This window comes from Serratia entomophila (assembly GCF_021462285.1).
GTDB classification, from domain to species: Bacteria; Pseudomonadota; Gammaproteobacteria; order Enterobacterales; family Enterobacteriaceae; genus Serratia; species Serratia entomophila.
This window is the reverse complement of record NZ_CP082787.1, coordinates 567,444-593,168: the sequence shown is the minus strand read 5'-3', so window position 1 is coordinate 593,168 and position 25,725 is coordinate 567,444. Positions and strand designations below refer to the sequence as shown.

The 25,725-nt window shown below is 61.4% G+C and carries 27 protein-coding genes and 3 tRNA genes; 9 read left to right on the top strand and 21 right to left on the bottom strand.

What is annotated here, in order from left to right; translation table 11 throughout:
- Nucleotide 1: 1 nt before the first annotated feature.
- The 6 genes from KHA73_RS02815 to KHA73_RS02790 form a co-directional block, all read right to left on the bottom strand.
- Nucleotides 2–187 (bottom strand): CsbD family protein, encoded by a 186-nt coding sequence (locus tag KHA73_RS02815; protein ID WP_234588483.1) that lies wholly within the window; start codon nucleotides 185–187, stop codon nucleotides 2–4.
- Nucleotides 188–244: 57 nt separating this feature from the next.
- Nucleotides 245–406, bottom strand: coding sequence for a DUF1328 domain-containing protein (locus KHA73_RS02810; RefSeq protein ID WP_004955572.1), 162 nt, complete (start codon nucleotides 404–406; stop codon nucleotides 245–247).
- Between the two features lie 158 nt (nucleotides 407–564).
- Nucleotides 565–1,179, bottom strand: a complete 615-nt coding sequence (gene osmY, locus KHA73_RS02805) for a molecular chaperone OsmY (protein ID WP_234588482.1) — start codon at nucleotides 1,177–1,179, stop codon at nucleotides 565–567.
- A 500-nt stretch (nucleotides 1,180–1,679) separates the two neighbouring features.
- On the bottom strand, nucleotides 1,680–3,269 hold the full coding sequence (gene prfC / locus KHA73_RS02800) for a peptide chain release factor 3 (RefSeq protein ID WP_234588480.1): 1,590 nt from the start codon (nucleotides 3,267–3,269) through the stop codon (nucleotides 1,680–1,682).
- Nucleotides 3,270–3,430: 161 nt separating this feature from the next.
- Complete coding sequence (gene rimI, locus KHA73_RS02795) at nucleotides 3,431–3,874, bottom strand: ribosomal protein S18-alanine N-acetyltransferase (RefSeq protein WP_234588463.1); 444 nt, start codon at nucleotides 3,872–3,874, stop codon at nucleotides 3,431–3,433.
- On the bottom strand, nucleotides 3,819–4,256 hold the full coding sequence (locus tag KHA73_RS02790; RefSeq protein WP_234588461.1) for a DNA polymerase III subunit psi: 438 nt from the start codon (nucleotides 4,254–4,256) through the stop codon (nucleotides 3,819–3,821). Before KHA73_RS02790 ends, rimI begins: the two co-directional genes overlap by 56 nt.
- A gap of 186 nt (nucleotides 4,257–4,442) precedes the next feature.
- On the opposite strand from KHA73_RS02790, the gene rsmC reads away from it, so the two are divergent.
- Entirely contained in the window at nucleotides 4,443–5,489 is a 1,047-nt protein-coding gene (gene rsmC / locus KHA73_RS02785; protein ID WP_234588459.1) for a 16S rRNA (guanine(1207)-N(2))-methyltransferase RsmC, read from the top strand.
- Between the two features lie 50 nt (nucleotides 5,490–5,539).
- Here rsmC and KHA73_RS02780 read toward each other — a convergent pair whose 3' ends face one another.
- Complete coding sequence (locus KHA73_RS02780; protein ID WP_234588458.1) at nucleotides 5,540–6,532, bottom strand: aldo/keto reductase; 993 nt, start codon at nucleotides 6,530–6,532, stop codon at nucleotides 5,540–5,542.
- Between the two features lie 120 nt (nucleotides 6,533–6,652).
- Between KHA73_RS02780 and KHA73_RS02775 the strand changes: the two genes are divergently transcribed.
- The 4 genes from KHA73_RS02775 to KHA73_RS02760 all read left to right on the top strand — a co-directional run bounded on the left by KHA73_RS02775 (nucleotide 6,653) and on the right by KHA73_RS02760 (nucleotide 8,008).
- A complete protein-coding gene (locus KHA73_RS02775) occupies nucleotides 6,653–7,597 on the top strand; it encodes a LysR family transcriptional regulator (RefSeq protein ID WP_234588456.1) in 945 nt (314 codons plus the stop codon).
- Nucleotides 7,598–7,669: 72 nt separating this feature from the next.
- Nucleotides 7,670–7,756, top strand: a tRNA-Leu gene (locus KHA73_RS02770).
- 36 nt (nucleotides 7,757–7,792) lie between these two features.
- Nucleotides 7,793–7,879, top strand: a tRNA-Leu gene (locus KHA73_RS02765).
- A gap of 42 nt (nucleotides 7,880–7,921) precedes the next feature.
- Nucleotides 7,922–8,008: transfer RNA gene (locus tag KHA73_RS02760), tRNA-Leu, on the top strand.
- 82 nt (nucleotides 8,009–8,090) lie between these two features.
- On the opposite strand, the gene KHA73_RS02755 is transcribed toward KHA73_RS02760, so the two are convergent.
- Nucleotides 8,091–8,375 carry a DUF1435 domain-containing protein gene (locus KHA73_RS02755; protein WP_234588454.1) on the bottom strand — a complete coding sequence of 95 codons (285 nt, stop codon included), beginning with the start codon at nucleotides 8,373–8,375 and terminating at the stop codon, nucleotides 8,091–8,093.
- 267 nt (nucleotides 8,376–8,642) lie between these two features.
- Here KHA73_RS02755 and KHA73_RS02750 point away from each other — a divergent pair, with 267 nt between their 5' ends.
- Nucleotides 8,643–9,716 carry a GGDEF domain-containing protein gene (locus tag KHA73_RS02750; protein WP_234588453.1) on the top strand — a complete coding sequence of 358 codons (1,074 nt, stop codon included), beginning with the start codon at nucleotides 8,643–8,645 and terminating at the stop codon, nucleotides 9,714–9,716.
- Here the strand turns inward: KHA73_RS02750 and KHA73_RS02745 are convergent, their stop codons facing one another.
- The gene (locus KHA73_RS02745) at nucleotides 9,717–10,628 is read right to left on the bottom strand and encodes a LysR family transcriptional regulator (RefSeq protein ID WP_234591175.1); all 912 of its coding nucleotides are present in this window, start codon (nucleotides 10,626–10,628) and stop codon (nucleotides 9,717–9,719) included.
- 109 nt (nucleotides 10,629–10,737) lie between these two features.
- On the opposite strand from KHA73_RS02745, the gene KHA73_RS02740 reads away from it, so the two are divergent.
- Nucleotides 10,738–11,916, top strand: coding sequence for an MFS transporter (locus tag KHA73_RS02740; protein ID WP_234588451.1), 1,179 nt, complete (start codon nucleotides 10,738–10,740; stop codon nucleotides 11,914–11,916).
- Between the two features lie 16 nt (nucleotides 11,917–11,932).
- Here the strand turns inward: KHA73_RS02740 and KHA73_RS02735 are convergent, their stop codons facing one another.
- From KHA73_RS02735 to KHA73_RS02705, 7 genes are read right to left on the bottom strand one after another with little or no spacing between them, the layout of a single operon-like run.
- Nucleotides 11,933–13,162, bottom strand: coding sequence for a sugar MFS transporter (locus KHA73_RS02735; RefSeq protein ID WP_234588449.1), 1,230 nt, complete (start codon nucleotides 13,160–13,162; stop codon nucleotides 11,933–11,935).
- A gap of 15 nt (nucleotides 13,163–13,177) precedes the next feature.
- On the bottom strand, nucleotides 13,178–13,537 hold the full coding sequence (locus KHA73_RS02730; protein ID WP_234588447.1) for an L-rhamnose mutarotase: 360 nt from the start codon (nucleotides 13,535–13,537) through the stop codon (nucleotides 13,178–13,180).
- Nucleotides 13,534–14,310: an L-fucose dehydrogenase gene (locus KHA73_RS02725; RefSeq protein WP_234588437.1), complete on the bottom strand. Its 777-nt coding sequence runs from the start codon at nucleotides 14,308–14,310 to the stop codon at nucleotides 13,534–13,536. Before KHA73_RS02725 ends, KHA73_RS02730 begins: the two co-directional genes overlap by 4 nt.
- The gene (locus KHA73_RS02720; RefSeq protein ID WP_234588428.1) at nucleotides 14,288–15,151 is read right to left on the bottom strand and encodes an amidohydrolase family protein; all 864 of its coding nucleotides are present in this window, start codon (nucleotides 15,149–15,151) and stop codon (nucleotides 14,288–14,290) included. The genes KHA73_RS02725 and KHA73_RS02720 overlap by 23 nt, the downstream gene beginning before the upstream one ends.
- A 5-nt stretch (nucleotides 15,152–15,156) precedes the next feature.
- Nucleotides 15,157–16,434 (bottom strand): L-fuconate dehydratase, encoded by a 1,278-nt coding sequence (locus tag KHA73_RS02715; protein WP_234588426.1) that lies wholly within the window; start codon nucleotides 16,432–16,434, stop codon nucleotides 15,157–15,159.
- A 14-nt stretch (nucleotides 16,435–16,448) separates the two neighbouring features.
- Nucleotides 16,449–17,294: a fumarylacetoacetate hydrolase family protein gene (locus KHA73_RS02710; protein ID WP_234588424.1), complete on the bottom strand. Its 846-nt coding sequence runs from the start codon at nucleotides 17,292–17,294 to the stop codon at nucleotides 16,449–16,451.
- A 43-nt stretch (nucleotides 17,295–17,337) separates the two neighbouring features.
- Nucleotides 17,338–18,078: an SDR family oxidoreductase gene (locus tag KHA73_RS02705; RefSeq protein ID WP_234588422.1), complete on the bottom strand. Its 741-nt coding sequence runs from the start codon at nucleotides 18,076–18,078 to the stop codon at nucleotides 17,338–17,340.
- A gap of 236 nt (nucleotides 18,079–18,314) precedes the next feature.
- On the opposite strand from KHA73_RS02705, the gene KHA73_RS02700 reads away from it, so the two are divergent.
- Nucleotides 18,315–19,067 carry a FadR/GntR family transcriptional regulator gene (locus KHA73_RS02700; protein ID WP_234588420.1) on the top strand — a complete coding sequence of 251 codons (753 nt, stop codon included), beginning with the start codon at nucleotides 18,315–18,317 and terminating at the stop codon, nucleotides 19,065–19,067.
- Nucleotides 19,068–19,195: 128 nt separating this feature from the next.
- Nucleotides 19,196–20,338 (top strand): D-alanyl-D-alanine-carboxypeptidase/endopeptidase AmpH, encoded by a 1,143-nt coding sequence (gene ampH, locus KHA73_RS02695; RefSeq protein ID WP_234588418.1) that lies wholly within the window; start codon nucleotides 19,196–19,198, stop codon nucleotides 20,336–20,338.
- 32 nt (nucleotides 20,339–20,370) lie between these two features.
- Here ampH and KHA73_RS02690 read toward each other — a convergent pair whose 3' ends face one another.
- From KHA73_RS02690 to hpaI, 5 genes are all read right to left on the bottom strand, one after another.
- On the bottom strand, nucleotides 20,371–20,886 hold the full coding sequence (locus KHA73_RS02690; protein WP_234588416.1) for a 4-hydroxyphenylacetate 3-monooxygenase reductase subunit: 516 nt from the start codon (nucleotides 20,884–20,886) through the stop codon (nucleotides 20,371–20,373).
- Between the two features lie 17 nt (nucleotides 20,887–20,903).
- The gene (gene hpaB / locus KHA73_RS02685) at nucleotides 20,904–22,466 is read right to left on the bottom strand and encodes a 4-hydroxyphenylacetate 3-monooxygenase, oxygenase component (RefSeq protein WP_234588414.1); all 1,563 of its coding nucleotides are present in this window, start codon (nucleotides 22,464–22,466) and stop codon (nucleotides 20,904–20,906) included.
- 159 nt (nucleotides 22,467–22,625) lie between these two features.
- The gene (gene hpaA / locus KHA73_RS02680; RefSeq protein ID WP_234588412.1) at nucleotides 22,626–23,522 is read right to left on the bottom strand and encodes a 4-hydroxyphenylacetate catabolism regulatory protein HpaA; all 897 of its coding nucleotides are present in this window, start codon (nucleotides 23,520–23,522) and stop codon (nucleotides 22,626–22,628) included.
- 25 nt (nucleotides 23,523–23,547) lie between these two features.
- Nucleotides 23,548–24,918, bottom strand: a complete 1,371-nt coding sequence (gene hpaX, locus KHA73_RS02675) for a 4-hydroxyphenylacetate permease (RefSeq protein ID WP_234588411.1) — start codon at nucleotides 24,916–24,918, stop codon at nucleotides 23,548–23,550.
- An 11-nt stretch (nucleotides 24,919–24,929) separates the two neighbouring features.
- Entirely contained in the window at nucleotides 24,930–25,724 is a 795-nt protein-coding gene (gene hpaI, locus KHA73_RS02670) for a 4-hydroxy-2-oxoheptanedioate aldolase (protein ID WP_234588409.1), read from the bottom strand.
- Nucleotide 25,725: the final 1 nt, after the last annotated feature.

Here is a 25,725-nt window from a genome sequence, read left to right as displayed (position 1 = left end):
CTCAGTGAGACGTTTTCTCCGAGGATACCGCGTCTTGCTCTCTTCCGTAATCCTCCTGCAGTACGCCAGAGAGGAAGTCATTGCTCCCGGCCAGCCAGGCGCAGTCACTGCCGGACCATTCCGCCCATGCCTGCCATACCTGGCCTTTCAGCTGTTTCCAGCGTCCGAGGATGATGTCGCTGTTCATGACTTGCCCCCCTGCTGCGAGAAAAGGAATTAAGCTTTGTTACACTTTGAAGGAAAGCTAAGGACGTCGACGGCCGGTAAACAGGCTGACCAGGAACAGGATGATACCCACGACAAAGACAATTTTAGCGGCCCAGGCGGCGGTGCCCGCCAGCGTCCCGAACCCCAATGCCGCAGCAATCAACGCGATAACTAAAAAGATAATGCCCCAACGAAACATAAGCCTCTCCTTACCATAGTGAAAAAACACATCGCAGCCGGCACTCTTCACAGAGTGGCGCAGGTTGCGGGTCAGTTTCTTTTTTTGGTGGTGCATTCCGGGCAAGCCGCACGGCCAGCCCGGAATTTGGTGCTCGTCGTTAACCGTCTACGTCAATATTAAGGTTTAACCGCCAGGTCGTTCTTCACGCTCTTCACGCCGTCGATCGCCTTGGCGATGCTTTCTGCGCGATCGGACTGCGCCTGCGTTTTCACTTCGCCGGAAAGCTGCACCACGCCGTCGGTGGTTTCCACTTTCACATTGCGTGAAGGCACGATGTCATCGGCCAGCAGCTTGGCTTTCAGTTCGCTGGTGGTGGCGGTATCACCGGCGTAAGCCTTCACCGACTGCTTGGCTTCGTCTTTCACGTGCAGCTTGTCGCTGACGGACTTAACGCCTTCCACTTTGCCGGCCACGGCAACCGCTTGTTCGGCCTGCGCCTGGCTGCCGACAAAGCCGCTCAGGGTCACCACGCCTTTTTCGGTTTTCACCGAGATATCGGTGCTTTTGATGGCTTTATCATCCACCAGCGCTGCTTTAACTTTAGCCGTTGTGGCGCTGTCATCCATATAGCCGTCAACTTTTTTCATGGAGCTATCGATTTTGGCACCCGCGCTATCAGCGGCGCTTGACGCTTTGTTGAGCAAACCGTCTTCAGCCAGCGCACTGCCGCTCACCAGAACAGAACCCAAAACGACAGCCATCAGCGATTGTGCAAATTTAGTATTTTTCATCGATCTCTTCCTTTTGTTGTGGCTCCCAAATCGGCTGGAAGCCGTCAGCCGCCATAACGCGGCCCATTCGGTAAACACTTCACGATTTCTATACAATCAAGCGTTCACACCAGAACTTTTGCAATGCCTGTGCCAATTTTTAAATTTAATTTAAAATCAAAAACATAGAAATAATCGTTCAATATACAGACTAAAAACCGTCGCCATTTGGCGACAACCATCCGGGTCCGATACGGAAAAAAACATAACTTATTGATATTAAAACAAACACCCTGTCGCCAATCGGCAACACTGCCGAATAACTCGCTAAATATTCAAAAAATAGCAGTGATTTAATCTTGGTCGACGCAGGGCGCCCTATTAAATATAGACCATAGGACAGAAAATGCAGCAGACGACGGGTGCCGGCGGCAGCGCCGCGGGTCTGCGGGGGACTGGTGAGAGAGGTTTATTAATTAGCGGAATAAAAACAGGGCGCCCTGAGGCGCCCGGCGGTGCTGTTAGTGTTCGCGCGTTTTGCGGAACACCACTTCAGGATAACGTTCCTGCGTCAGGTTGAGGTTAACCATGGTCGGCGCGATGTAGGACAGGTTGTCGCCACCGTCCAGCGCCAGGTTGAGCTCGTTCTTGCGCTTGAATTCTTCGAATTTCTTCACGTCGCTGCACTCGACCCAGCGGGCGGTCGACACGTTGACCGACTCATACAGCGCTTCCACGTTGTATTCGCTTTTCAGGCGCGCCACCACCACGTCAAACTGCAGCACACCGACTGCGCCGACGATCAGGTCGTTGTTGGCAATCGGGCGGAACACCTGCACCGCGCCTTCTTCAGACAGCTGCACCAGGCCCTTCAGCAGCTGCTTCTGCTTCAGCGGATCGCGCAGGCGGATACGGCGGAACAGCTCAGGGGCGAAGTTCGGGATGCCGGTGAACTTCATGTCTTCACCCTGGGTGAAGGTGTCGCCGATTTGAATGGTGCCGTGGTTGTGCAGGCCGATGATGTCGCCCGGGTAGGCTTCTTCCACGTGTGAACGGTCGCCGGCCATAAAGGTCAGCGCATCGGAAATCACCACGTCTTTGCCGGTGCGCACCTGGCGCAGCTTCATGCCTTTTTCGTAACGGCCGGACACCACGCGCATAAAGGCCACGCGGTCACGGTGTTTCGGATCCATATTGGCCTGGATCTTGAACACGAAGCCGGTGAATTTCTCTTCCGCCGCCACCACTTCGCGGGTGTCGGTTTTGCGCGGCATCGGCGCAGGCGCCCAGGCCACCAGACCGTCCAACATATGATCCACGCCGAAGTTGCCCAGCGCGGTGCCGAAGAACACCGGCGTCAGTTCGCCGCTCAGGAAGGCTTCCCGATCGAATTCGTGGGAAGCGCCCTGCACCAGCTCCAGCTCTTCGCGCAGCTGCGCCGCCAGCTCTTCGCCCACCGCCGCGTCCAGCTCCGGGTTGTCCAGGCCTTTGACGATGCGCACTTCCTGAATGGTGTGGCCTTTACCGGTCTGGTACAGGTAGGTTTCATCCTTGTACAGATGATAAACCCCTTTGAACAGCTTGCCGCAGCCGATGGGCCAGGTGATCGGCGAACAGGCGATCTTCAGCTCGCGCTCGACTTCGTCCATCACTTCCATCGGATCGCGGATGTCGCGGTCCAGCTTGTTCATGAAGGTCAGGATCGGCGTATCGCGCAGGCGGGTGACTTCCATCAGCTTGCGGGTACGATCCTCGACGCCCTTGGCGGCGTCGATCACCATCAGGCAGCAGTCGACCGCGGTCAGGGTGCGGTAGGTATCTTCAGAGAAGTCTTCGTGCCCCGGGGTATCCAGCAGGTTAACCAGGCTGTCGCGATACGGGAACTGCATCACCGAGGTGGTGATCGAGATCCCACGCTGCTTTTCCATTTCCATCCAGTCGGACTTGGCGTGCTGGTTCGAGCCGCGGCCCTTTACCGTACCGGCGGTTTGGATCGCCTGTCCGAACAACAACACCTTTTCGGTAATGGTGGTTTTACCGGCGTCGGGGTGCGAGATGATGGCGAAAGTTCTTCTTTTCGAGACTTCGCGGGCAAATTCACTAGGAGACATGTTTTTCAGGTTCTACGGTTAGTCCGCCCTGCGACATCATCAGAACGCGCCACAGCGGCGCCAGGCAAAGCGGTAAATAAAAGATAATAGCCGGGCATTTTCGCTGATTTGCCAACCGGTGACAATCAATGCTTTTCCCGGCGAGAAACATCCGGCGCCGGCTAAGCCAGCGGCAGCGCCATCACGATCGCGTCTTCGCGGCCGTTGGCGCTGGGGTAGTAATTGCGGCGCAGGGTCACTTCGTTGAAACCGAGATCTTCATACAGCGCGATAGCCGCGCCGTTGGAGGCGCGCACTTCCAGCCACAGCGTGACCACGCCGCGGCTTTCCAGCTGCTCAATCAGCGCGTTCAGCAAGGTGCGGCCAAAGCCCCGGCGCTGCCAGTCCGGATGAATCGCGATGTTGAACAGCGTGGCTTCGTCCAACACGATTTGGGTGATGGCGAAGCCCGCCATCTGCCCTTCGGCGCTCAGTTTCAGGTTAAGGTAACGTTCGCCCTGGTTGCTGGCGAAGGTGGCTTCCGTCCAGGGAAAGGCGTGGCTGGCCCGCTCAATCTTGAACGCCGTGACCAGATCGGCCGCCGTCAGGGTAGAAATACTGTTCATGATGACAAATCTGCTGCCAGAGGGCGCGCTTGGCCCCCGCATCTTGAGAAAGCTCGGCCAACGCCGGGCTGTGTAGCTGCGCGCCGGTCACCGCAAGCGGCTCCGCTACGCCCAGCCGCCAACTGTTGCATTCGGTATCTTCGGGCAGCATCGCCACCTGCTCCGGCGTCAGGCCGTAGGTTTGCGCCGGCGTCAGCCCCAGGCTGCGCAGCACGTCGCAAAACAGCGGATCCTGCGGATCGGGCTGCGCCTGCGCCACAACGAGCAAACGCGCGCCGGGCGGCAGGCTGACCGCCACTTCGCCCTGCAACGCCGCCGGGCGGCGCAATGTCCACTGCGTGATACCCAGTTGTTGTAACAGCCAGTCGCGTTTTGATGCCATGCCGATCCTTACCCGTTGTGGTGCGCCATGCCTGCCATGCGCCGCGCTATGCTAACAAACCCGCGCAGCCCGCGCCAACATCCCCTGCATCTTTCGGGGGCCGGCAAGCTATTGGGTATAAACCCGTCGAACATATCGCCGCAAAGCTCTATAATCCCCGGTCTAATTTCTAGGAGCCAAAACCTGATGTCTGCATTAACCCCCGCCAGTGAAGTCATGCTGCGCCACAGTGATGAGTTTATCGAACGCCGCGTTCTGTTCGCCGGTGACCTGCAGGATACCCTGCCGGCCCAATTCGAGGCCGCGGATGTGCGTGTCCATACCCAGCAATACCATCACTGGCAGTTACTGAACCGGGCGATGGGCGACAACGTGCAGTTCGGCCTGACCGTCGATGCCGAATTCGTTGCCGGCTGCGACACGCTGATTTACTACTGGCCGAAGAGCAAGCAGGAAGCGCAGTTCCAGCTGTGCAACATCCTGGCGCTGCTGCCGGTGGGCGCGGAAGTGTTCGTGGTGGGCGAGAACCGCAGCGGCGTGCGCAGCGCGGATCAAATGGTGGAGGGCTACGCCAGGCTGGTGAAGGTCGACAGCGCTCGCCGCTGCGGCCTGTACCACGGCCGCCTGGACGTACAGGCCGAATTCGACCTGGCCGACTGGTGGGACAGCTATCAGCTGCACGATCTGGAAGTGAAAACCCTGCCGGGCGTGTTCAGCCGCGACGGCCTGGACGTCGGCAGCTCGCTGCTGTTGTCGACCCTGGAAAAACACATGAAGGGCAAAGTGCTGGACGTGGGCTGCGGCGCCGGGGTGATGGCTTCGGTGCTGTCCAAACTGTCGCCGAAGGTTAAGCTGACCCTGAGCGACGTGAACGCCGCCGCGGTGGAATCCAGCCGTGCGACCCTGGCCGCCAACGGCATCGAGGGTGAAGTGATCGTCAGTAACGTCTACTCCGACATTACCGGCCGCTTCGACATGATCATTTCCAACCCGCCGTTCCACGACGGTCTGCAGACCAGCCTGACCGCGGCGGAAACCCTGATCCGCGGCGCGCTGAAACACCTGCCGATCGGCGGTAGCCTGCGCATCGTGGCCAACGCCTTCCTGCCGTACCCGGATATTCTGGACGCCACCTTCGGCAGCCACGAAGTGCTGGCGCAAAACGGCCGCTTTAAAGTCTATCAGGCCACCGTCGGCCGGCCGCCGCGCGATCCGAAGAAGAAAAAGAAATAATCTTTTTCGCCGCAGGCAAACGGGGCGCAGCTGCAGGCTGCGCCCTTTTTTTAGCCGTTGATTAAGGTCATCGACTCTGCGCCGTAGCGATCGCCCGCCGCCGCCTGCCGCGGGAACACCGCTTCGATTGCCGCCAGTTCCTCTGCACTCAGCGTCAGATCCGCCGCGGCGATGTTCTCCTCCAGATAACGACGGCGCTTGGTGCCCGGGATCGGCACGATATGCTCGCCCTGCGCCAGCACCCAGGCCAGCGCCAGCTGCGAAGGTTTAACGCCCTTCTGCGCCGCCAGCTCCCCGACTTTCTCCACCAGCGCCAAATTGCGGGCAAAATTCTCCCCCTGAAAACGCGGATTGCTGCGGCGGAAATCGTCGGCGGCCAGATCCTCCGGCCGTTGAATGGCGCCGGTAAGGAAGCCGCGCCCCAGCGGGCTGTATGGCACGAAGCCGATGCCCAGCCGTTCGCAGGCCGCCAGCGCGCCCTCTTCGGCGTCGCGCGTCCACAGCGAATACTCGGTTTGCAGCGCAGCGATCGGATGCACCTTGTGCGCCCGCTCCAGCGTCGCGACCGAGGCTTCGCTCAGCCCGATATGACGGATCTTGCCTTCGCGGATCAGATCCGCCATGGTGCCTACCACATCTTCGATCGGCACCTGCGGATCGACCCGATGCTGGTAGTAGAGATCGATCTCATCCACCCCCAGCCGCTGCAGGCTGCCCTCGACCGAGCGGCGAATATAGTCCGGCCGGCTGCTGACGCCGCGTACCGCAGGATCGGACGGATCGCGCAGGATGCCGAATTTGGTGGCTAAAAACACCTGCTGCCGCTTGCCCTTGATCGCCCTGCCCACCAGTTGCTCATTGGTGTGCGGGCCGTACATGTCGGCGGTGTCCAGCAGGGTGACGCCCAGCTCCAGCGCCCGATGCAGGGTGGCGATGGCTTCACGCTCATCGGCGCCGGTCGAATAGAAATCGCTCATCCCCATGCAGCCCAACCCCAAAGCGGAAACGACGGGACCCTGGCTGCCTAATTTGCGTTGTTGCATTGTGTTGCCCTCATGCCGTGAATGGATAACGCAACAAAGTCTGGTTGTTTACGCTGCAAAGATAAATAATGCAGATAGCTCATCACTGTTCAAAAATCGCTAACAATACGGGGCAGCAAGATGGATCAGATTCAGGCCATGCGCATTTTCACCCGCATCGTGGAGCTGGGCAGCTTCAGCCGGGCGGCCGAGCGCCTGCAGCTGCCGCGCGCCACCGTCAGCAACGCGCTGAAACGGCTGGAACAGCGTCTCGGCGTGCGGCTGCTGATCCGCACCACCCGGCAGGTGCAAATCACCAGCGAAGGCGCGCTGTATTACCAGCGCTGCGTGCAGCTACTGGGCGCGCTGGAAGAAGCGGACACCCTGTTCAGCCACCACAAACTGCAACCCGCCGGCAAGGTGCGCATCGATATGCCGCACTCGCTGGCGCGCGAAATCGTCATCCCGGCGCTGGACGATTTTTACCGGCGCTATCCCGACATCACCCTCGCGCTGGGCGCCAACGATACCCACGTCGATCTGCTGCGCGAGGGGGTGGACTGCGTGCTGCGCGCCTGGGAAACCGAAGACGACAGCCTGGTGGCGCGCCGCATCGCCCAGCTGCCGCAGCTGACCTGCGCCTCCCCGGCCTACCTGCAAAACTTCGGCGTGCCGCATTCCCTTGATAGCCTGGAACATCATCAAATGGTCGGGTATTTCTCCCTCGCCAATAATCGGGATTACCCGCTGGAATTCTGCCGTGACGGCAAGGTGGAGCTGCGCGAACTGCCCACCCGGCTGAGCGTGAGCGGCGCGGACGCCTACACCAGCGGCGCCCGGGCCGGTATGGGGCTGATTCAGGCGGCGCGCTATTCGCTGGCGCCCTGGTTGCAAACGGGGGAATTGGTCGAGGTGCTGGCGGCAACGCCGCCGCCGCCGATGCCGATTTACATCATGTATCCGCCCGGACGCTTCCTTGCGCCGCGGGTCAGGGTGTTGATTGACTGGCTGATTTCGCTGTTTGAGAACCACAAAAGCAGCGATATGGCTGTTTTTCCAGCAAACGCCCGCAAACAGGGGAAATAACTATTGACGTACCCGCCAAAATCTCTAGAATTCGCCTCCGTGGTAACGTTACTCCGGTAATGTTTCTGGTATGCGAAGGTGGCGGAATTGGTAGACGCGCTAGCTTCAGGTGTTAGTGTCCTTACGGACGTGAGGGTTCAAGTCCCTCTCTTCGCACCAAATAACCACATGATTTATATTGCACGCAGCATCGATGCGAAGGTGGCGGAATTGGTAGACGCGCTAGCTTCAGGTGTTAGTGTTCTTACGGACGTGAGGGTTCAAGTCCCTCTCTTCGCACCAAGCTGGCGCCGTAATATAAATCAAAGCAACAACATCGACTGTGCGAAGGTGGCGGAATTGGTAGACGCGCTAGCTTCAGGTGTTAGTGTCCTTACGGACGTGAGGGTTCAAGTCCCTCTCTTCGCACCAATTGATGATCTCTCCGGCAAGACCTCCGAAGCAAATCCCCAAGATACGATGAATAACACGCCATAGCGTGGTTTTTGCGTTTTCAGCTAAAGCTGAAGTTCAGGCCGATCGCCGCCAATCCCCCCGCGAGCGCCATACAGGAAGGCAACAGCAGGTAGTGGCGCAGGCGGCTGTTGAACAGCATCACCAGCGTCGCCAACATGGCAATCACAATCAGCGTGCGCAGCTGCATCATGTCCAGGTCAATCAACGCCAACAGCGGCATCAGGGCGCAGGGCAACAGCACGCCCCAGGCGCTGGCCAAGCGATCGCCCAGGCACCAGCTGACGCCCCACAGGCCGCATGCGGCAATCATGGCTGCAATCATGATAACCCTACCCTTCAAGTGATAATGATAACCAATATCATATATCACTTTTTTGGGCTGCGCATCATTTTCGCCGCGGCAGCCAAACCCAGATGACACCCGCATGAAAAAATGCTAGTTTGACATAAGAAAATTCCTAGTCTCATTCGCATGTGAATAATCACAATCAACAAGCATGCCATTCGGGTGTCTATTTGGTTCACGCCGGAGGAATATTTCTCAACCTCAATTATTCGACAGATCGATTTTGTAAAGAGTGAACTCCGTATGAACGCCCGTTCTTATCAGGAATTGCTAAACAGCAAGCAGCGCTTATCACTATTTCTTTTCCTGGTGATGAATGCCGCCTCTTCCGTATTTACGTTATTGGTCCCGTTTAACAATAAGCCATCTTTTACCCTGCCTTTATTAGGCATACCGCTATTTTGTCTGGGTGCATTGCTATTTTCTCTGCAGTTCCCTCGGCAATACATTGGCAAGCTAAACCTGTTCGCCGTCGTGGTGGGCGTGCTGTGGGCAGCACATATTTACGTTAAAAGTCAGTATTGCGCGCCAAACAACCAAAGCTTTTTATTGATTAGCCTGTTCAGCATATTCTTTATCAGCGCCATCGCGCTGACGGATAATTTCATCGCTTTCTGTTTGCACTCCGTGCCTTCCGCCATGGTGATCTTATTACTGGACGATATGCATAATACCACGCGGATATTATTCACTACGGTATTACCGATTATCGCTTTTTCAATCCATCATCTGATGTTGAAACGCAGCGAGATCTTTACCCAAACGCTGGTCGCCAACCTGTACCATGAAAGAGACAGGTTCAATAATTTAAGCATGATCGATCCCCTGACCGGCCTATATAACCGCCGCGGGCTGGAAAACAAGATAAATATGCTGTCGGAGCCGCAGTCCGGGCGCCATTTTGTCTTGCTGCTCGATATCGATCGCTTTAAGGCCTATAACGACAACTACGGCCATGCGATGGGCGATCGGGCGCTGGTGCAGGTGGCGGCCGCCATTCGCGACGCGGTGCGCTCGCGGGATATCGTGGTGCGTTACGGTGGGGAAGAGTTTCTGGTGCTGCTGACCAACGTCGACGAAGATTACGCCGCTCAGCTGGCCGAGCGGGTGCGGCAACGGGTGCTGGCGCTGGAGATCCCCCATCAGTTCAATCAGCTGGAGACCACCACCGTCACCCTCAGCGCCGGCATCTCGGCGCTGGATAAGCTGGATGTCGATTCGGCGATCGGCGCGGCCGACGCCGCGCTGTATCTGGCGAAGAACAACGGCCGCAACAACATTCAGCTGGCGCAAAACGTACAGCCCGCCACCGCGTGACTAAGCGGCCTCCCAAATGGCCTTGCCTTGCCAGCGGCGTTCGATGGCCTCCAGAAACCGTTGCACTTTGGGGGAGAGATAGCGCCTGGTCGGGTAAACGGCGCAAATCGGCGGCCCGCGGCGGCAATAGCGCTCCAGAACGGGCACCAGCGTCCCGGCGGCAATCTGTTCCCCAACCAAAAAGGCGCCCACCTGGCACAGCCCGGCCCCGGCAATCGCCGAATCCCGCAGCGCTTCGACGTTGTTGAAACGCGTCCTGCCCCTTATCTGATACTCGCGCTGCAGGCCGTTCAGCTCGTAACGCCAGGGAGCCGGCACGCCCTGATGCGTAAAGAGCAGGGTATGATGATCCGCCAGCTCGTCCGGCGTCTGCGGCTCGCCGCGCTGCGCCAGATAATCCGGCGAGGCGCAGGTGATCAGCCGGTGCGGCGCAAGCACTTTGCGCACCAAACGGCTGTCGTCGTTGCCGGCAATGCGGATGGCCAAATCGATGCCATCGCGCACCAGATCGCTGTAATCGTCGGAAAAGGTGACGTCAACGTCAACTTCAGGCCATTGCCGCAGAAAATCCCCGAGGATAGGTAAAATGTGCAAACGCCCGAACGCCACCGGAAGATCCAGGCGCAGCCTGCCTCTCGGCGTCCGCCGCCGCGTATTGATCGCCGTTTCCGCTTCATCCACCTCTGACAAAATTCGCAGCGCGTGTTCATAAAACACCTGCCCGTCCTCGGTCAGGCGCACGCTCCGCGTGGTTCGGTGCAACAGCCGGGTCGCCAGCCGCTCTTCCAAACGATTAAGGCACTTCCCCGCCAGCGAACGGGATATGCCCAACTTCTCTGCCGCCAGCGTAAAACTGCAGGCATCGGCCACCCGGACAAACACCAACAGGTCAGTCAGGTTATCCAGCGGCATTTGCTTCATATTAGCCACGAATTTTCCCCAATGTTGCGCATTTTGGCCAGTTTATCATCCAATACGGCGCAGATACACTGTGGCCATTCGCATCGTTGGGAGCAACACCATGAATCACACAAGGGCTGCAGCAGCGCCTGCCGGCGGCGTAAAGCCCTGGCTGGCGGTCGCCTCGATCGGTTTATCCACCTTTAGCGTCGTGACCGCCGAGATCCTGCCCATCGGGCTGTTGAACCCGATCGCCGACAACTTTCACGCCACCCTGGGCCGCGCCGGGTTGATGCTTACCCTGCCGGCGCTATTTGCCGCCGCCTTCGCGCCGCTGGTGGTGCTGATCTTCAACAGCATGAACCGCCGCGCTCTGCTGGCGGGCTTCCTGCTGTTGCTGATCGCCACCAACCTTCTGTCGGCCGTGGCGACCAGCTTAAATGCGCTTCTGGCGGCGCGCGTCATGCTCGGGTTCTGCATCGGCGGCATTTGGGTGATTGCAGGCAGCATCGCGGGCCGCCTGGTGCCACCGACGTCGGTCGCCCTGGCGCTGTCGATAATCTTTGGCGGCGTGGCGGCGGCTTCGGTTTTCGGCGTGCCGATCGGCGTATTTATAGGCGCTGCGCTGGGTTGGCGAGCGGCGTTTCTGGCCGTGGCCGGGTTGGTCGCACTGACGCTTATTCTGCAGCTGGCCACGCTGCCCTCATTGCCGGTGGAAAGCCCGGCCCGGATACGGCAATTCGCCGAACAGCTCGCTAACCGCCGGCTGTTGGCCGGGCTGCTGCTAACGTTCCTGCTGGTGGCCGGCCACTTTATGGCCTATACCTTCGTGCGCCCCATGCTGCAAAGCCTGTCCGGCGTCGATGGCCGTTGGATAGGGCCATTGCTGTTCGCCTACGGCCTGGCCGGCATCGTCGGGAATTTTATCGCTGGCCATGCCGCCGCCAAACATCTCCGTGCCACCCTGGCGTTGATCGCCATCGGGCTGGCGGCGGCCGTCACCTTTTTCGCCCTGGCCGGCGGCACGCCGTTGAGCGGCAGCGCGGCGATCCTGCTCTGGGGCATCGCCTACGGCGGCGTTTCCGTTTCCCTGATGGCCTGGATGCTCAAAGCCGCGCCCAACGCGGTTGAGGTTGCCTCCGCATTTTATATCGCCCTGTTCAATCTGGCGATTTGCTGCGGTTCGCTGGCGGGAGGGCAACTGGTCGATCACAGCGGTTTGATCGCCTGCGCCGCCGGCGCCGGGATCTGCATGGCGCTGGCATTAACGCTGCTCGCCGGCGCCAGAGCGCCGGCCTGACAACGGCGGTGGCGCCTCAATGACGCCGCTGCTGCAGCCCGTAGAAGAACACCACCGCAAAGCACAGCAGCGGCAGCAGATAAGACAGCGCGGTGCTGTAGCGGTCGGCCAGCGCGCCCATAAAGTACGGCATGATGGCGCCGCCGACGATCGCCATAATCATGAAGGCGCTGGCGCGCTTGGTGTGCTTACCCATGTTTTTCACCCCCAGGGCGAAAATGGTGGGGAACATGATCGACATAAAGAAGAACACCGCGATCAGCGCCACCACCGATACCCCGTCAAGGCTCAGCATCACCACGCCGCACAGCGCAATGTTGATCAGCGAATAAACCATCAGCAGGGTGGCGGGTTTGACGCGCCCCATCAGCCAGGTGCTGAAGAAACGCCCGACCATAAAACAGATCATGGCGATAGACAGCAGGTAAGAAGCGCTCTGGTTGGAAACGTCGCGCCAGTGCTCGGTGGCGTAGTTGATAAAGAATGCCCCCACCCCGACCTGCGCGGCCACGTAGAAGAACTGGGTGATGACCCCGCCGACGAAGTGCTGGTGCTGCCATAGCCCCTGGGCGATCACGCCGTGCACCGGTTTTTCCTCCTCGCGGATGTCCGGCAAACGGGTGCGGCTGAACAAAAAGGCGATCAGTAGCACCAGTACGGCGATCGCCACGTAGGTCATCTTCACCATGCCCTGATCGCCGCCGCCGCTCGGCTGGCTGGCGGAGAAGAACAGGGTGCCGCCGATCATCGGGCCGATAAACTGCCCGAGGCCGTTAAACGACTGGGAAAGATTGAGCCGGCGCTCGGCGCCCCGCGCGTCCCCCAGCACCGTGGCGTAGGGGTTGGCCGCCGTTTCCAGGCAGCCCAAACCGCAGGCGATGACAAACAGCGCGAACAGGAACGCGCCGAAACTGTTGGCCGACGCCGCCGGCACAAACAGCAGCGCGCCCAGCGCATACAGGCACAGCCCCACCAGAATGCCCGCCTTGTACCCCTTCTTGTCCATAAAATACCCGGCGGGCAACGCCACCAGGAAGTAAGCGCCGAAATAGGCCGCCTGCAGCAGCCCCGACTGCGCTTTGGTGACGTGCAACGTCTCCTGAAAATGTTTGTTCAATACGTCCAGCAGGCCGTAAGACAGCCCCCACATGAAGAACAGGCTGGTGACCAGGATAAATGCCCAGCGCAGGTTGGCGGTCGCACTGACCCCCGGCTGCACTGAGGCCGCACTTTTTTCAGCAAGCATTGATGTATCCTCAGATTATTGTTGTTGCAACGAGAATATCCGCTCCATCGCCACCCATTTTTCGCCCTGCGGCGTCCAGGGGGTGGCGGCCTGGTAGTGCCACATCAGCGCTTCCCAGCGCTGCACCTGCGGATTGTCCAGCCCGGCGGCGGCGAAGCGCGCGGCGTCAAAATCGGCGCCGACCTCCACAACCATGAACAGCCGGGTGCCCAGCCGGTAAATTTCCATATCCAGGATGCCGTGCCGGCGCAAATGGTCGGCGATTTCCGGCCAAATGCGCTGATGATGGCGCCGGTACTCGTCGATCAGCGTCGGCGAGTCGACCAGATCCAGCGCCTGGCAGAAGCGCCGCCGTCCTGCCGCCGCGCCGCTCATGTAATCGCCCGATCGAGGTGCAGATAGCCGCCGTCTACCGACAGCCATTGTCCGGTAGTATGCGATGAGCGCGATGAGAGCAGGAATACCACGGTGTTGGCGATCTCCTGCGGCGTGGTCATGCGCTGGCCAAGCGGAATGCGGGCGGTGATCTTCTCCAACTGCCGCTGCGGCTGTTCGAAGCTGTTGATCCAGCGCTGGTACTGCGGGGTGATCACCTCGGCGGGCACCACCGCGTTCACCCGTACGCCTTCATGGCGCAGCGACACCGCCCACTCGCGCGTCAGCGCCAGCACCGCCCCCTTGGCGGCGGTATAGCCGCTGGTGCCGCCCTGGCCGCTGAGCGCGGTCTTGGAGGCAATGTTGACGATGGCGCCGCGGCTGCTTTGCAATGCCGGCTGGCACAGATGCGCCATCAGGTAATAGTGCACCAGATTTTTCTCCAGCGAGCCGACAAAGGCCTCACGCCCCGCTTCCAGCCCGACGCCGTCATTGACCCCGGCGTTGTTCACCAGCCCGTCGATGCGGCCGAACTGCGCCAGCGTCTGGTCTACCGCCTGGCGGCAGCTCGCCTCTTCGCACAGTTCGGTGAGGATCACCTCAGTTTTGGGCTGCAGCCGCTGCAGCCCGGCGAGAAACGCCGCATCCGGCGCCGCGTTGGTGACCAGCACCGGGATCGCCCCTTCTTCGGCCAGCAGCTGAGAGATAGCCGCGCCGATGCCAGAGCCGCCGCCGGTGACAATCACCACGTTATTTTGCAGGTACAGATCCATAACCAGACTCCGTTAAACCATAAACCCGAGCGGCGGTGCCGCCCCAAATCGCCGCCTGCTGCGCAGGCCCCAGCGCCGCGACCGCCTGTTCGCACAGTTGGTAGACCTGGCGGTAATCCCCCGCCAGCAGGCACACCGGCCAGTCGGAACCGAACATCAGCCGCTGCGGACCGAACGCCTCGAGCGCCGCCTCGAAAAACGGCAGCAGCTGCCGTGCCTGCCACTGGCCGCCCGGCGCTTCGGTGATCAGCCCCGACAGCTTGCAGGCTACGTGCGGCAGCGCCGCCAGCGGCCGTATCTGCTGCGCCCAGTGCTGCGCGCCACGGGCGATATCCGGTTTGCCCAGGTGATCCAGCACCAGCCAATAATCGTCATGACGGGCGGCGAACTGCGCTGCGGCCGCCAGATCCCGGTGCGTCACCAGCATCTCGTACACGTACCCCCGGCGCTGCAGCTCCCGCATGCCGCGCTGCACTTCGGCCCGCGCCAGCCATTCCGCCGGCTGCGCCTCATCCTGCACCTGATGCCGCAGGCCGCGCAGCGCAGGCCGTTGCGCCAGCGCCTCCAGCCGCTGCGCCAGCTGCGGCGCGGCGATATCCAGCCAGCCCACCACGCCGTTCGGGCCGCCGATCGCCTCGACCTGCGCCAGCAATGTCAGGGTTTCCTGCTCGCTGTGGCGCGCCTGCACCGCCAACGCGCCGTCGAGCTCGTGCCGTTGCAGCAGCGGCTGCAGCTGCGCGGGGCCAAAGTCCCGCCGCAGCGCCGCCATCGATTCGCCGATCCACCCGTAGTCCTGCGGGCGGTAGCGCCAGTAATGCTGGTGAGCGTCAATGCGCAACATGGCCTTCAACCGCGGAACCGGTACTGCTCGATCGACGACGCATGCATCTCGATCGAATAGCCGGGCCGGCTCGGCGGCATATAGGCCGCGCCCCGAATGACGCAGGGATCGACAAAGTGCTCGTGCAGATGATCGACGTACTCGATCACTCGGCCATCGTGCGTGCCGGCGATGCACAGGTAGTCGATCATCGACAGGTGCTGCACGTACTCGCATAACCCAACGCCGCCGGCGTGCGGGCACACCGGCAGGTTATGCCTGGCCGCCATCAGCATCACCGCCAGCACTTCGTTGACGCCGCCCAGACGGCAGGCGTCGATCTGCACCACGTCGATCGCCTCGCGCATGATGAACTGTTTGAACATGATGCGGTTCTGGCACATCTCGCCGGTGGCGACCTTAATGGGATGCACCCCTTCGCGGATGCGGCGATGCCCTTCGATATCGTCCGGGCTGGTCGGCTCCTCGATAAACCAGGGCTTGGCGAACGCCAGATGGTTGACCCAGGGGATGGCCTCCCCGACTTCCCACACCTGATTGGCGTCGATCATCAGCCGACGATCCGGGCCGATCGCTTCACGGGCGATACGCACCCGGCGAATGTCATCCTCCAGGTCACGCCCGACCTTCAGCTTTAGGTAAGAGAAACCGGCGTCGACCGCCTGCCGGCACAGCCGGCGCAGCTTGTCGTCCGGGTAGCCCAGCCAGCCGGCCGAGGTGGTGTAACAGGGGTAGCCTTCCTCCAGCAGCCGCGCCAGGCGCTGCTCCTTGCCGGCCGCCCGCTGTTTCAGCAGGCTGAGCGCCTCCTGCGGCGTGATGCAGTCGGTGATATAGCGGAAGTCGATGCAGCGCACCAGTTCCTCCGGCGTCATCTCCGCCACCAGCCGCCACACCGGCTTGCCGAGCGATTTGGCCCACAGATCCCAGACGGCATTGATCACCGCGCCGGTAGCCAGATGGATAGCCCCCTTGTCCGGCCCGATCCAGCGCAGCTGGCTGTCGCTGGTGAAGCGCCGCCAGAAGGCGCCCATATCGGCGGCGATCTCTTCCAGGCTAACGCCGACGATCTGGTGCTCCAGCGCGCGGATCGCCGCGCAGCAGATCTCATTGCCGCGGCCGATGGTAAACGTCAGCCCATGGCCGCTGAGATCCGCGCGATCGGTTTCGAGGATCACATAGGCGGCGGAGTAATCGGGATCCGGGTTCATGGCGTCGGAGCCGTCCAGCCCCAACGAGGTGGGGAAACGAATGTCTTCAACCCGCAGTGCGGTAATGGTGGTCATGAGGCTGCTCCCGGTTAAGCCTGTACGGTCTGCTGGCACTGCTCGCCCAGCCCTTCGATACCCAGACGCATCGTCTGGCCCGCCCGCAGATAAACGGGCTGCGGCTGCTGCCCCATGCCGACGCCCGGCGGCGTGCCGGTCGAAATCACGTCGCCCGGCTGCAGGCTCATAAAGCGGCTCAGATAGCTGACGATCTGCGGAATGCGGAAAATCATGGTGCTGGTGTTGCCGTCTTGATAACGCTTGCCGTCCACCTCCAGCCACAGGTTCAGGCCGTGCGGATCGGCGATTTCGTCGGCGGTCACCAGCCAGGGGCCGGTTGGCCCGAAGGTGTCGCAGCCCTTGCCCTTATCCCAGGTGCCGCCGCGTTCAATCTGGAACTCACGCTCGGAGACGTCGTTGATCACGCAGTAACCGGCGACGTGGCTCATGGCGTCCTGTTCGCTGATGTAGCGTCCGCCCTGGCCGATGATCACCCCCAGCTCCACTTCCCAGTCGGTTTTGAGCGAATCGCGCGGGATTTCGACCCGATCGTTCGGCCCGACCACCGCGCTGGTCCATTTGCTGAACACCACGGGTTCACTGGGAATTGCCGCGCCGGTTTCCGCCGCGTGGTCGGCGTAGTTCAGGCCGATGCAGATAAACTTGCCGATGTTGCCGACGCAGGCCCCCAGCCGCGGCTGGCCAGCCACCAGCGGCAGGCTGCTGAGATCCAGCGCGCGCAGCTTGTCGAGTGCGGCAGGCAGCAACGCTTCGCCGCCGATGTCGGCGATATGCTGCGAAAGATCGCGAATTTGGCCGCGCTTATCGAGAATGCCCGGGCGTTCTTGCCCGGGTTGGCCATAGCGTAAAAGTTTCATGCGTTCCTCTCTCCAGAAAATGAATAGCCTGATGGCCCATCCCTCAGTTGCTCCAGCCGCCGTCGATAATCTGCACCGTGCCGGTGGTGTAGGAACTGGCGTCGGAAGCCAGATACAGCGCCAGTTGGGCAATCTCTTCGGTGGTGCCGATGCGGCCGATCGGCTGGCGGGCGACGAATGCCTGATACACCTCTTGTTCGCTGCGGCCCTGTTCGCGCGCCTGCTCATGGATGCGCTGGCGCAGCGACGGCGATTCCACCGTACCGGGGCAGATGGCGTTGCAGCGGATGCCCTGAGTGACGTAATCCGCCGCCACCGAGCGCGTCAGGCCGATCACCGCCGCCTTGCTGGCGCCGTAAGCGAAGCGGTTCGGCACGCCCTTGATGCTGGAAGCCACCGAAGACATGTTGATAATCGAGCCCTTGCCACGCGCCAGCATGCCGGGCAAGAAGGCGCGGATGGTGCGGAACATCGCGGTGACGTTGAGATCGAGGGCGAACGCCCACTGCTCCTCGCTGCACTCGAGGATCGAGCCGCTGTGCACCACCCCGGCGCAGTTGAACAGTACGTCGATCGGGCCAATGCTTTCCGCCGCCGCGGCAATGGCCGCCGGGTCGGTGACGTTCAGCTGCAGCGCGCGGATCCCGGCGCTGCCCTGCAGCCGTTCGGTGTTGATGTCGCTGGCGATCACCTCGGCGCCGGCGGCGGCGAACAGCCTGGCGGTGGTGAAACCGATCCCCTGCCCGGCGGCGGTGATCAGCACGCGTTTCCCGGTTAAGTCCATCTCGTCTCCTTGGCTTTAAAGGTCTAATGGTCAGGCCACTAATGGCGTTTAAAGGTCAGGCCTTTAACATGACAAAAGACGCTTTACGCGTTATCGTTTGGGTAAGCAGTCAATGAAAAACATTTGAAACAGCATTTCGATTAACCAATTTTTTACACTTGAATAACCATTACTCAAGCGGCTTGAGCAATATTTGTGCGCCATATCACTTAACATCGAATAGCCAAAGGTAAAAAATGCCGATCACCCGACTGGAAAACCCGCGTATTTACAGACAGATAGCCGACCAGTTAAAGCGGCTGATCGAGAACAACGAATTTCCGCCCGGCAGCCGTCTGCCTTCGGAACGCGATCTTGCCCAGCAGCTGCAGGTCAGCCGCGCCTCTGTGCGCGAGGCGCTGATCGCGCTGGAAGTGATTGGGTTGGTGGATGTCAAAGTCGGCAACGGCGTGATCGTTCGCGCGCAAACCGCGGCGTCGCAGGAGCCGGTCATGGCGCAGGCCGGGCGTAACCAGTGGGCGGAGATCGATGACGAGTTGAACATCGAACTGGATTTCAACGCCGAGCTGCCGCCGTTCTCGCTGCTGCAAACGCGCCTGCTGATCGAACCGGAAACCGCCGCGCTGGCGGCCCGGCACGCCACCGACGAAGAGCTGGCCGGCATCCGCGCCGCTTACGAGCAGAACTGCCGCGATAACCGCGCCAACTCCGCCACCCATCCTGGCGATCGCCTGTTCCACATCCGCATCGCTCAGGCCAGCGGTAACCCGGCCTACGCGTTCATCATCGGCCACCTGCTCGGCCACCGCTACGGCAGCATGTTCCGCGTGCTGCAACGCCACTACACGCCGGACGACATGCCGCACCGTTCCGAGCTGGAGCACCGGGCGATCCTGGCGGCGATCGAGGCCCGCGACGTGCGCGGCGCGCGCAAGGCGATGAAGGCGCATCTGGATGAAGTGATCGCCATTTTCGCCCGCGCGCAGTAGGCCGGAAACCGTCAAAAAAATTTTCGCCAAATCGCTCTTTTTTCCACATGCAGCCGGGCACCGGGCGCATTACACTGGGCCATGGATTTCGCCTTTTCCCCGCTGCATTTTTAAATGGATAACGACCGTTGAAGAACTCTTTCTCCGCTTTAGCGCTGGCGTTGGGCCTGTGCGCCGCGCCGTTGGCCGTGCAGGCCGCGCCCCCGCAGCTGGCGTCGCAAATCGTCGACCAGTATGCCGAACATATTTTCTATAACAGCGGCGCCACCGGTATGGCGTTGGTGGTCATCGACGGCAATCAGGTGGTTAACCGCAGCTTTGGCGACACCAGCCCGGGCAACAACCTGCGCCCGCGCCCGGACTCGCTGATCCGCATCGCCTCAATCACCAAGCTGATGACCAGCGAAGTGATGGTCAAAATGGCGGCGGATGGCCAGGTCAAACTGACCGACCCGCTGCGCAAATACGCGCCTAAAGGCGCCAACGTGCCGGCCTACAACGCGCGCCAGCCGATCACTCTGCTGAACCTGGCGACCCACACCAGCGCCTTGCCGCGCGAACAGCCGGGCAAAAAGCCGCCGAAGACGCCGGTATTCACCTGGCCGACCAAGGCGCAGCGCTGGCAGTGGCTGGAGCACGCCAACGTTACGGTGCCGCCGGGCGTGCGCGCCTCCTATTCCAACCTGGCCTATGACCTGCTGGCCGACGCGCTGTCGCGCGCCGCGGGCAAACCCTACAGCCTGCTGCTGAAGGAGAAAATCACCGCACCGCTGGGGATGGTCGATACCACCCTGACGCCCAGCGCCGAACAATGTTCGCGCCTGATGGTGGCTTCGGCCGGCCCGAGCGCCTGCCGCGACACCACCGCGGCGGCGGGCAGCGGCGGCGTCTACTCGACCCCGCGCGACATGCAGCGCTGGATGCAGCAGTTCCTCTCCTCCAACGCCGGCGGCCCGCGCAAGTCCACCGCCGCCAGCGAACAGACCATGTATTTCCAGCGTAACGATCTGGTGTCGCTGAAAGGCATGGACGTGCCTGGGCAGGCGGACGCGTTGGGCCTGGGTTGGGTGTATATGGCGCCGAAGGACGGCCTGCCGGGCATTATTCAGAAGACCGGCGGCGGCGGCGGTTTCATCACCTATATGGCGATGATCCCGCAGAAAAACGTGGGGGTATTCGTGGTGGTGACCCGCTCGGAACTGAGCAAATTCACCAACATGAGCGATCCGGTTAACCGGCTGGTGGGCGATCTGGCGGCCAACAAGAGCTGAGGCCAAGGGGCGCAGCGCGGCGCCCCTATCGTTTACGCCAGCGCCGCCATCTGATGGATCACCGGATGGAAGTTGCGCTTGAAGTAGATCAGCCCGTTGCCGGTTTCACTCAGAGTGATTTGCGTGATCTGCACCAGATACACCTGGTGGGTGCCGATGCTCTGGATCTGCTCGATCTCGCCTTCCAGGCTGGCCAGCGTATTGCGCAGCACCGGCTGGCCCAGCGGGCCGCGCTGCCACTCTTCCAGCCGGAAACGCTCTTCCATGCTGACGCCGGTCATGCCGGCGAAATGGCGCGCCATCAGCTCCTGCTCATGGTTCAGCACGTTGACGCACAGCCGCCGGTTGCCCTGAAACACCGGGTTCATCGCGCTGTTGCGGTTGATGCACACCATCAGCGTCGGCGGCGTATCGGTCACCGAGCACACCGCGGTGGCGGTGATGCCGCAGCGCCCCGCCGGGCCGTCGGTGGTGACGATGTTCACCGCCGCAGACAGGCTGGCCATAGCGTCGCGAAAGCGTAAGCGCTGTTCATTTTCCTGAGACATATAAACCTCCTCCTGAATTACTTCAGCAGATTATCCAGCTGATTAATATCGCCATTGTTATGCAGGTGCGGCACCTTCCAGCCGTGCTGATCGTAGTCCGCCAGGCACTTGTCGACCATCTGCATCATCCGATCCATGGTGCCGGATCCCTGCGCGTGGCGCAGGCACTGCAGGCGGATCTCATCCTGGCTGCCGGCGTAGTTGATCTCGTACAGCTCATGGCGGCCGCCGAATTCGCTGCCGATGGCATCCCACATCAGCTTGAGGATCTTGATGCGTTCAACGTGATCCATGCCGTCCGATCCGCGCACATAGCGGGACAGATACTTGTCGATCTCCGGGTTGTTCATGTCGCGCACGCTGGACGGCAGGTAGATCAGGCCGCTGGTGACGTTCTTCTCGATGATGTGCTTCACCTTGGTGTAGGCCATCGGCGCCATTACCCGGTAGGTCTGCAGCGCGGCGGAATCCGGCAGGTAGGCGCCGTTTTCCCATGGGGTGGCTTCGGCGCACATCGCGTCGCTCAGCGACCAGAACAGGTTGCGCCAGGCCACCACTTCGCCCAGATCGGCCTGCACGCCGCGAAACTCCAGCACCCCGGTGCAAGACAGGCTCTTTTGCAGCAGCGCGGTGATGAAGTCCATCTTCACCGCCAGGCGCACGCAGGCCTGCAGCGGGAACAGCCGGGCGAAGCCGCCCTGGGTGCTCCAGCGGCGGCAGCGGTCGAAATCGCGGTAGATCAGTACGTTTTCCCAGGGGATCAGCACATGATCCATTATCAGGATCGCATCGTTCTCGTCGAAGCGGCTGGAAAGCGGGTAGTCGAACGGCGAGCCGGTAGCGCCGGCCACCAGTTCGTAGGAGGCGCGCGAGATCAGCTTCACCCCTTCGGCGTCCATCGGCGCCACGAACATCAGCGCAAAGTCCGGGTTATCGCCCATCACCTGCGCCGAACCGAAGCCGATAAAGTTGTAGTGGGTCAGCGCCGAGTTGGTGGCCACCACCTTGGCGCCGCTGACGATAATGCCGGCGTCGGTCTCTTTCTCCACCTGGATGTAGACGTCCTTCACCTCGTTGACCGGCTTGTGGCGGTCGATCGGCGGGTTAACGATGGCGTGGTTGAAGTACAGCCCGGTTTCCTGGATCCGCTTGTACCAGTGGCGGGCGTTGTCGGCGAACTGGCCGTAAAATTCCGGATAGGCGCCCAGCGCGCAGCCGAACGCCGCCTTGTAGTCCGGGGTGCGCCCCATCCAGCCGTAGCTCTGGCGCGACCAGTCGGCGATGGCGTCGCGCTGCTGGCGCATCTCTTCCGGGCTGCGGGCGTAGCGGAAGAATTTGTGGGTGTAGCCGCCGTTGCCGGTGTCGGTGTTCCAGCACAGGCGATCCTGGCTGGCCGGATCGTGCAGCGCGTCGTACAGCTGGCCCACCGAGGCCGCCGCGTTGCGGAACGCCGGATGGGTGGTGACGTCTTTCACCCGCTCGCCGTAAATGTAGATTTCGCGGCTGTCCTGCAAACTTTTCAGGTACTCGGCGCCGGTGAACGGGCGTTTGCTGTCGGCACGAAAGTCTTCTGGTTTCATCTGATGATCCTCGGCAATGGATTCGATTTTGTTAAAAAAATGTTTTCCTTTGGTTGCTTAATTGAAGCCCCCAATGCCGGTTTCGAGAAGAGACTTTTGCGGCAATCGCCGGTACTTTTCAGGCCGGCTTGCCGCCATCGCTGCAAACTGTGATCGCGGTTACGAAAGGGCGTGCTGCGCCGCGCGGTAGGTCGAGGGGGAACAGCCTTCCAGCCGGTTGAAAAAGCGGGCGAAATAGGCCGGATCCTTGAAGCCGAGGCTATAAGCGGTTTCATGCACCGTACAGGCGCTGAACAGCAGCATGCGCTTGGCCTCGCGCAGCAGGCGGTCGAAGATCAGCCGCTTCGGCGGGCGGTTGGCGAAGCGCCGGCACAGGTCGTTGAGGCGCGATTCGGTCACCCCCAGCGCCTGCGCATACTCCGGCACCGGCAGATGCTCGCGGAAGCGTTCGTCCACCATCTTGTTGAAGCGCTGGAACAGCTTCAGCTCGCCGCGCACCCCGCTGTTGGCGCTGTCCTCCAGCGCGGTGTTGCGCAGCAGCAGGGTAAACACCGCCTGCGCCAGCAGCGCCAGCGTCTGCTCGCGCCCGGCCAGCCCCTGGCTGAACTCGCGGCGGATCAGCGCCCAGTAATGGCTGAGCGCCGTCAGCTCCTGCGGCGCGTCGGCCATCGACAGGCAGATGCCCGGCATGTCCAGCGCCAGGTTGCTGCCGGGGTACAGCCGCTCCAGCAGCGGCCAGATCAGCTCCTGGCGCACCGTCAGCACGTGGCCGTCGCTGTCCGGTTCGGTGAAAAACGCATGCGGCACCGACGGCGGCGTGAGGATAAACAGCGGCGCCTGCACCGAATAGTGCTGATCGTCGAGCTGCAGCTCTATCTTGCCGGTCTCCAGAAAGTGCACCTGAAAGAAGCAGTCGTGCCAGTGCACCTGCATGTCGCGGCCAAAGAACGCCGCCAGCCCGGCGAAGGTTTCGTAATGCACCTCATCAGCGGCGTAACGCGCGTCGTACTCTTTGCAAATATCGATATTGGCGATAAAGCCGGTACTTTTCTGCACGCCATCCTCCTCAAGATCCTGTCGATTAAGGCGTCGCCCTTGGGCGAGATCCCGTCATCGGAATGCGCCACACCAGTACGGCGCCGACAATCAACAGCGCCGAAACAAAATACAGCCCGGAGTTGAAACTGCCGGTCACGTCCTTGAACCAGCCGATCAACAGCGGGCTGACCGCCGATCCGATGTTGCCGGTGGCGTTGATCACCGCGATCCCCACCGCCCGCGCCTCCAGGCTGATCGACCGATCCGGCGTGGTCCAGAAGATAGCCATGGCGGTAAAGGAACCGACCGAGGCCATCACGATCCCCAGCAGTTGGATCAGGCTGTGATCGGTGGCCGAAGCCAGCAGCCAGCCGGCGGCGGCGAACAGGTACGGCAGCGCGGTATGGTGCTTGCGCTCCTGCAGACGATCGGATCTCTTGCTCCACCACACCATGCCGGCGATGGTGCAGATCTGCGGGATCGCCGCCAGAATGCCGATCACGATATTGCTGCTGCCCTGGTTAAAGCTCTGCAGGATCTGCGGCGTCCAGATATTGATGGCGCTCAGGGTGTTGGTCAGGCAGAAGTAGGCCAGCGTGTACATCAGCACCACCGGCGTGAAGACCTCACGCCACAGGCTGCGCTGCTGCAGCGCGTGCTGGCTGCTCGGGCCGCCGGGCTGCACCAGCTGCAGCCTGTCGGCGTCCATCATCGCCTTCAGGCTGGCTTTTTCTTCGTCGGTCAGCCACCTGGCCTTGGCCGGGGTGTCGTCGAGATAGAACCACACCGCCACGCCCAGCAGCACCGACGGAATGCCTTCCAGCAGGAACAGCCACTGCCAGCCCTTCAGGTTCATCACCCCGTCCAGCGCCAGAATGTAGCCGGAGACCAGCGAGCCGATCGCCATGGTGACCGGCATGGCGATCATGAACAGCGCGTTGGCGCGGGCGCGGTAAAATGCCGGGAACCAGTAGGTAAGGTAGACCAAAATGCCCGGCAGGAAGCCGGCCTCGGTAATGCCGACGATCATGCGCAGCAGGTACAGGCTGGTCGGCCCGGTGGCGAACAGGGTGCAGGTGGAGGCGATGCCCCACAGCACCATGATGGTGGCGATCCAGCGCCGCGCGCCGACGATGCCCAGCATGATGTTGCTCGGAATGCCGAAGATCACGTAAGTGACGTAGAACAGCGTCGCCGCCAGGCCGAACATGGTCGAACTGAGACCAAGATCCTTGCCCATCGTCAGCCCGGCGAAGCCGATATTGATGCGGTCGAGGAAAGAGAAAACAAACAGCACAAACAGGAAAATAATCAGGCGCCGAAATAACTTTTTAATCACCGATTGCTCGGCGGCGGTTAACGCTTTATGTTGCTGCGCCGGGTTGGCCGGCGGCAGCGAATCGACGTGGTTCATGGTGGCTCCGATTAATAAACGCTCGGGGATGGCGCTTCCGGTCTACCCTGCTTGAAGTCGCTCGCCAGGGATTCCGCCGCGCGCGCCAGCAGGGTGGTGTCTACGCCGACGGCGACGAACAGCGCGCCGGCCGCCAGATAGCGCTGCGCCAGCTCCCGGTTGGCCATCAGAATGCCCGGCGCCTTGCCGGCGGCGCTGATGCGCGCGATGGCGTCGTCGATGGTGCGCTGCACTTCGGGGTGCTGCGGATTACCGGCGAAGCCCATGTCGGCGCTCAGATCCGCCGGGCCGATAAACACCCCGTCCACCCCTGGCACCTGCAAAATGGCGTCGAGGTTTTTCACCGCCTCGCGGGTTTCAATCTGCACCAGCACGCACATTTCCTCGTCGGCCTGCTGCAGGTAATTCGGCACCCGGTTCCAGCGGGACGCGCGCGCCAGAGCGCTGCCGACGCCGCGGATGCCCTGCGGCGGATAGCGGGTGGCGCGCACCGCTTCGCGCGCCTGCTCGGCGTTTTGGATCATCGGGATCAGCAGGGTCTGCGCGCCGACGTCCAGCAGCTGTTTGATCATCACCGCGTCGTTCCACGGCGGGCGCACCACCGGCTGGCTCGGATAAGGCGCTATCGCCTGCAGCTGGCCCAGCACCGTCTGCACGTTGTTGGGCGCATGTTCGCCGTCGATCAGCAGCCAGTCGAAACCGGCGCCGGCCAGCAGTTCGGCGCTGTAGCTGCTGCACAGGCCGAGCCACAGGCCGATCTGCGGGCGTTTTTCCTGCAGCGCCCGTTTGAAGTGGTTGGTTAACATC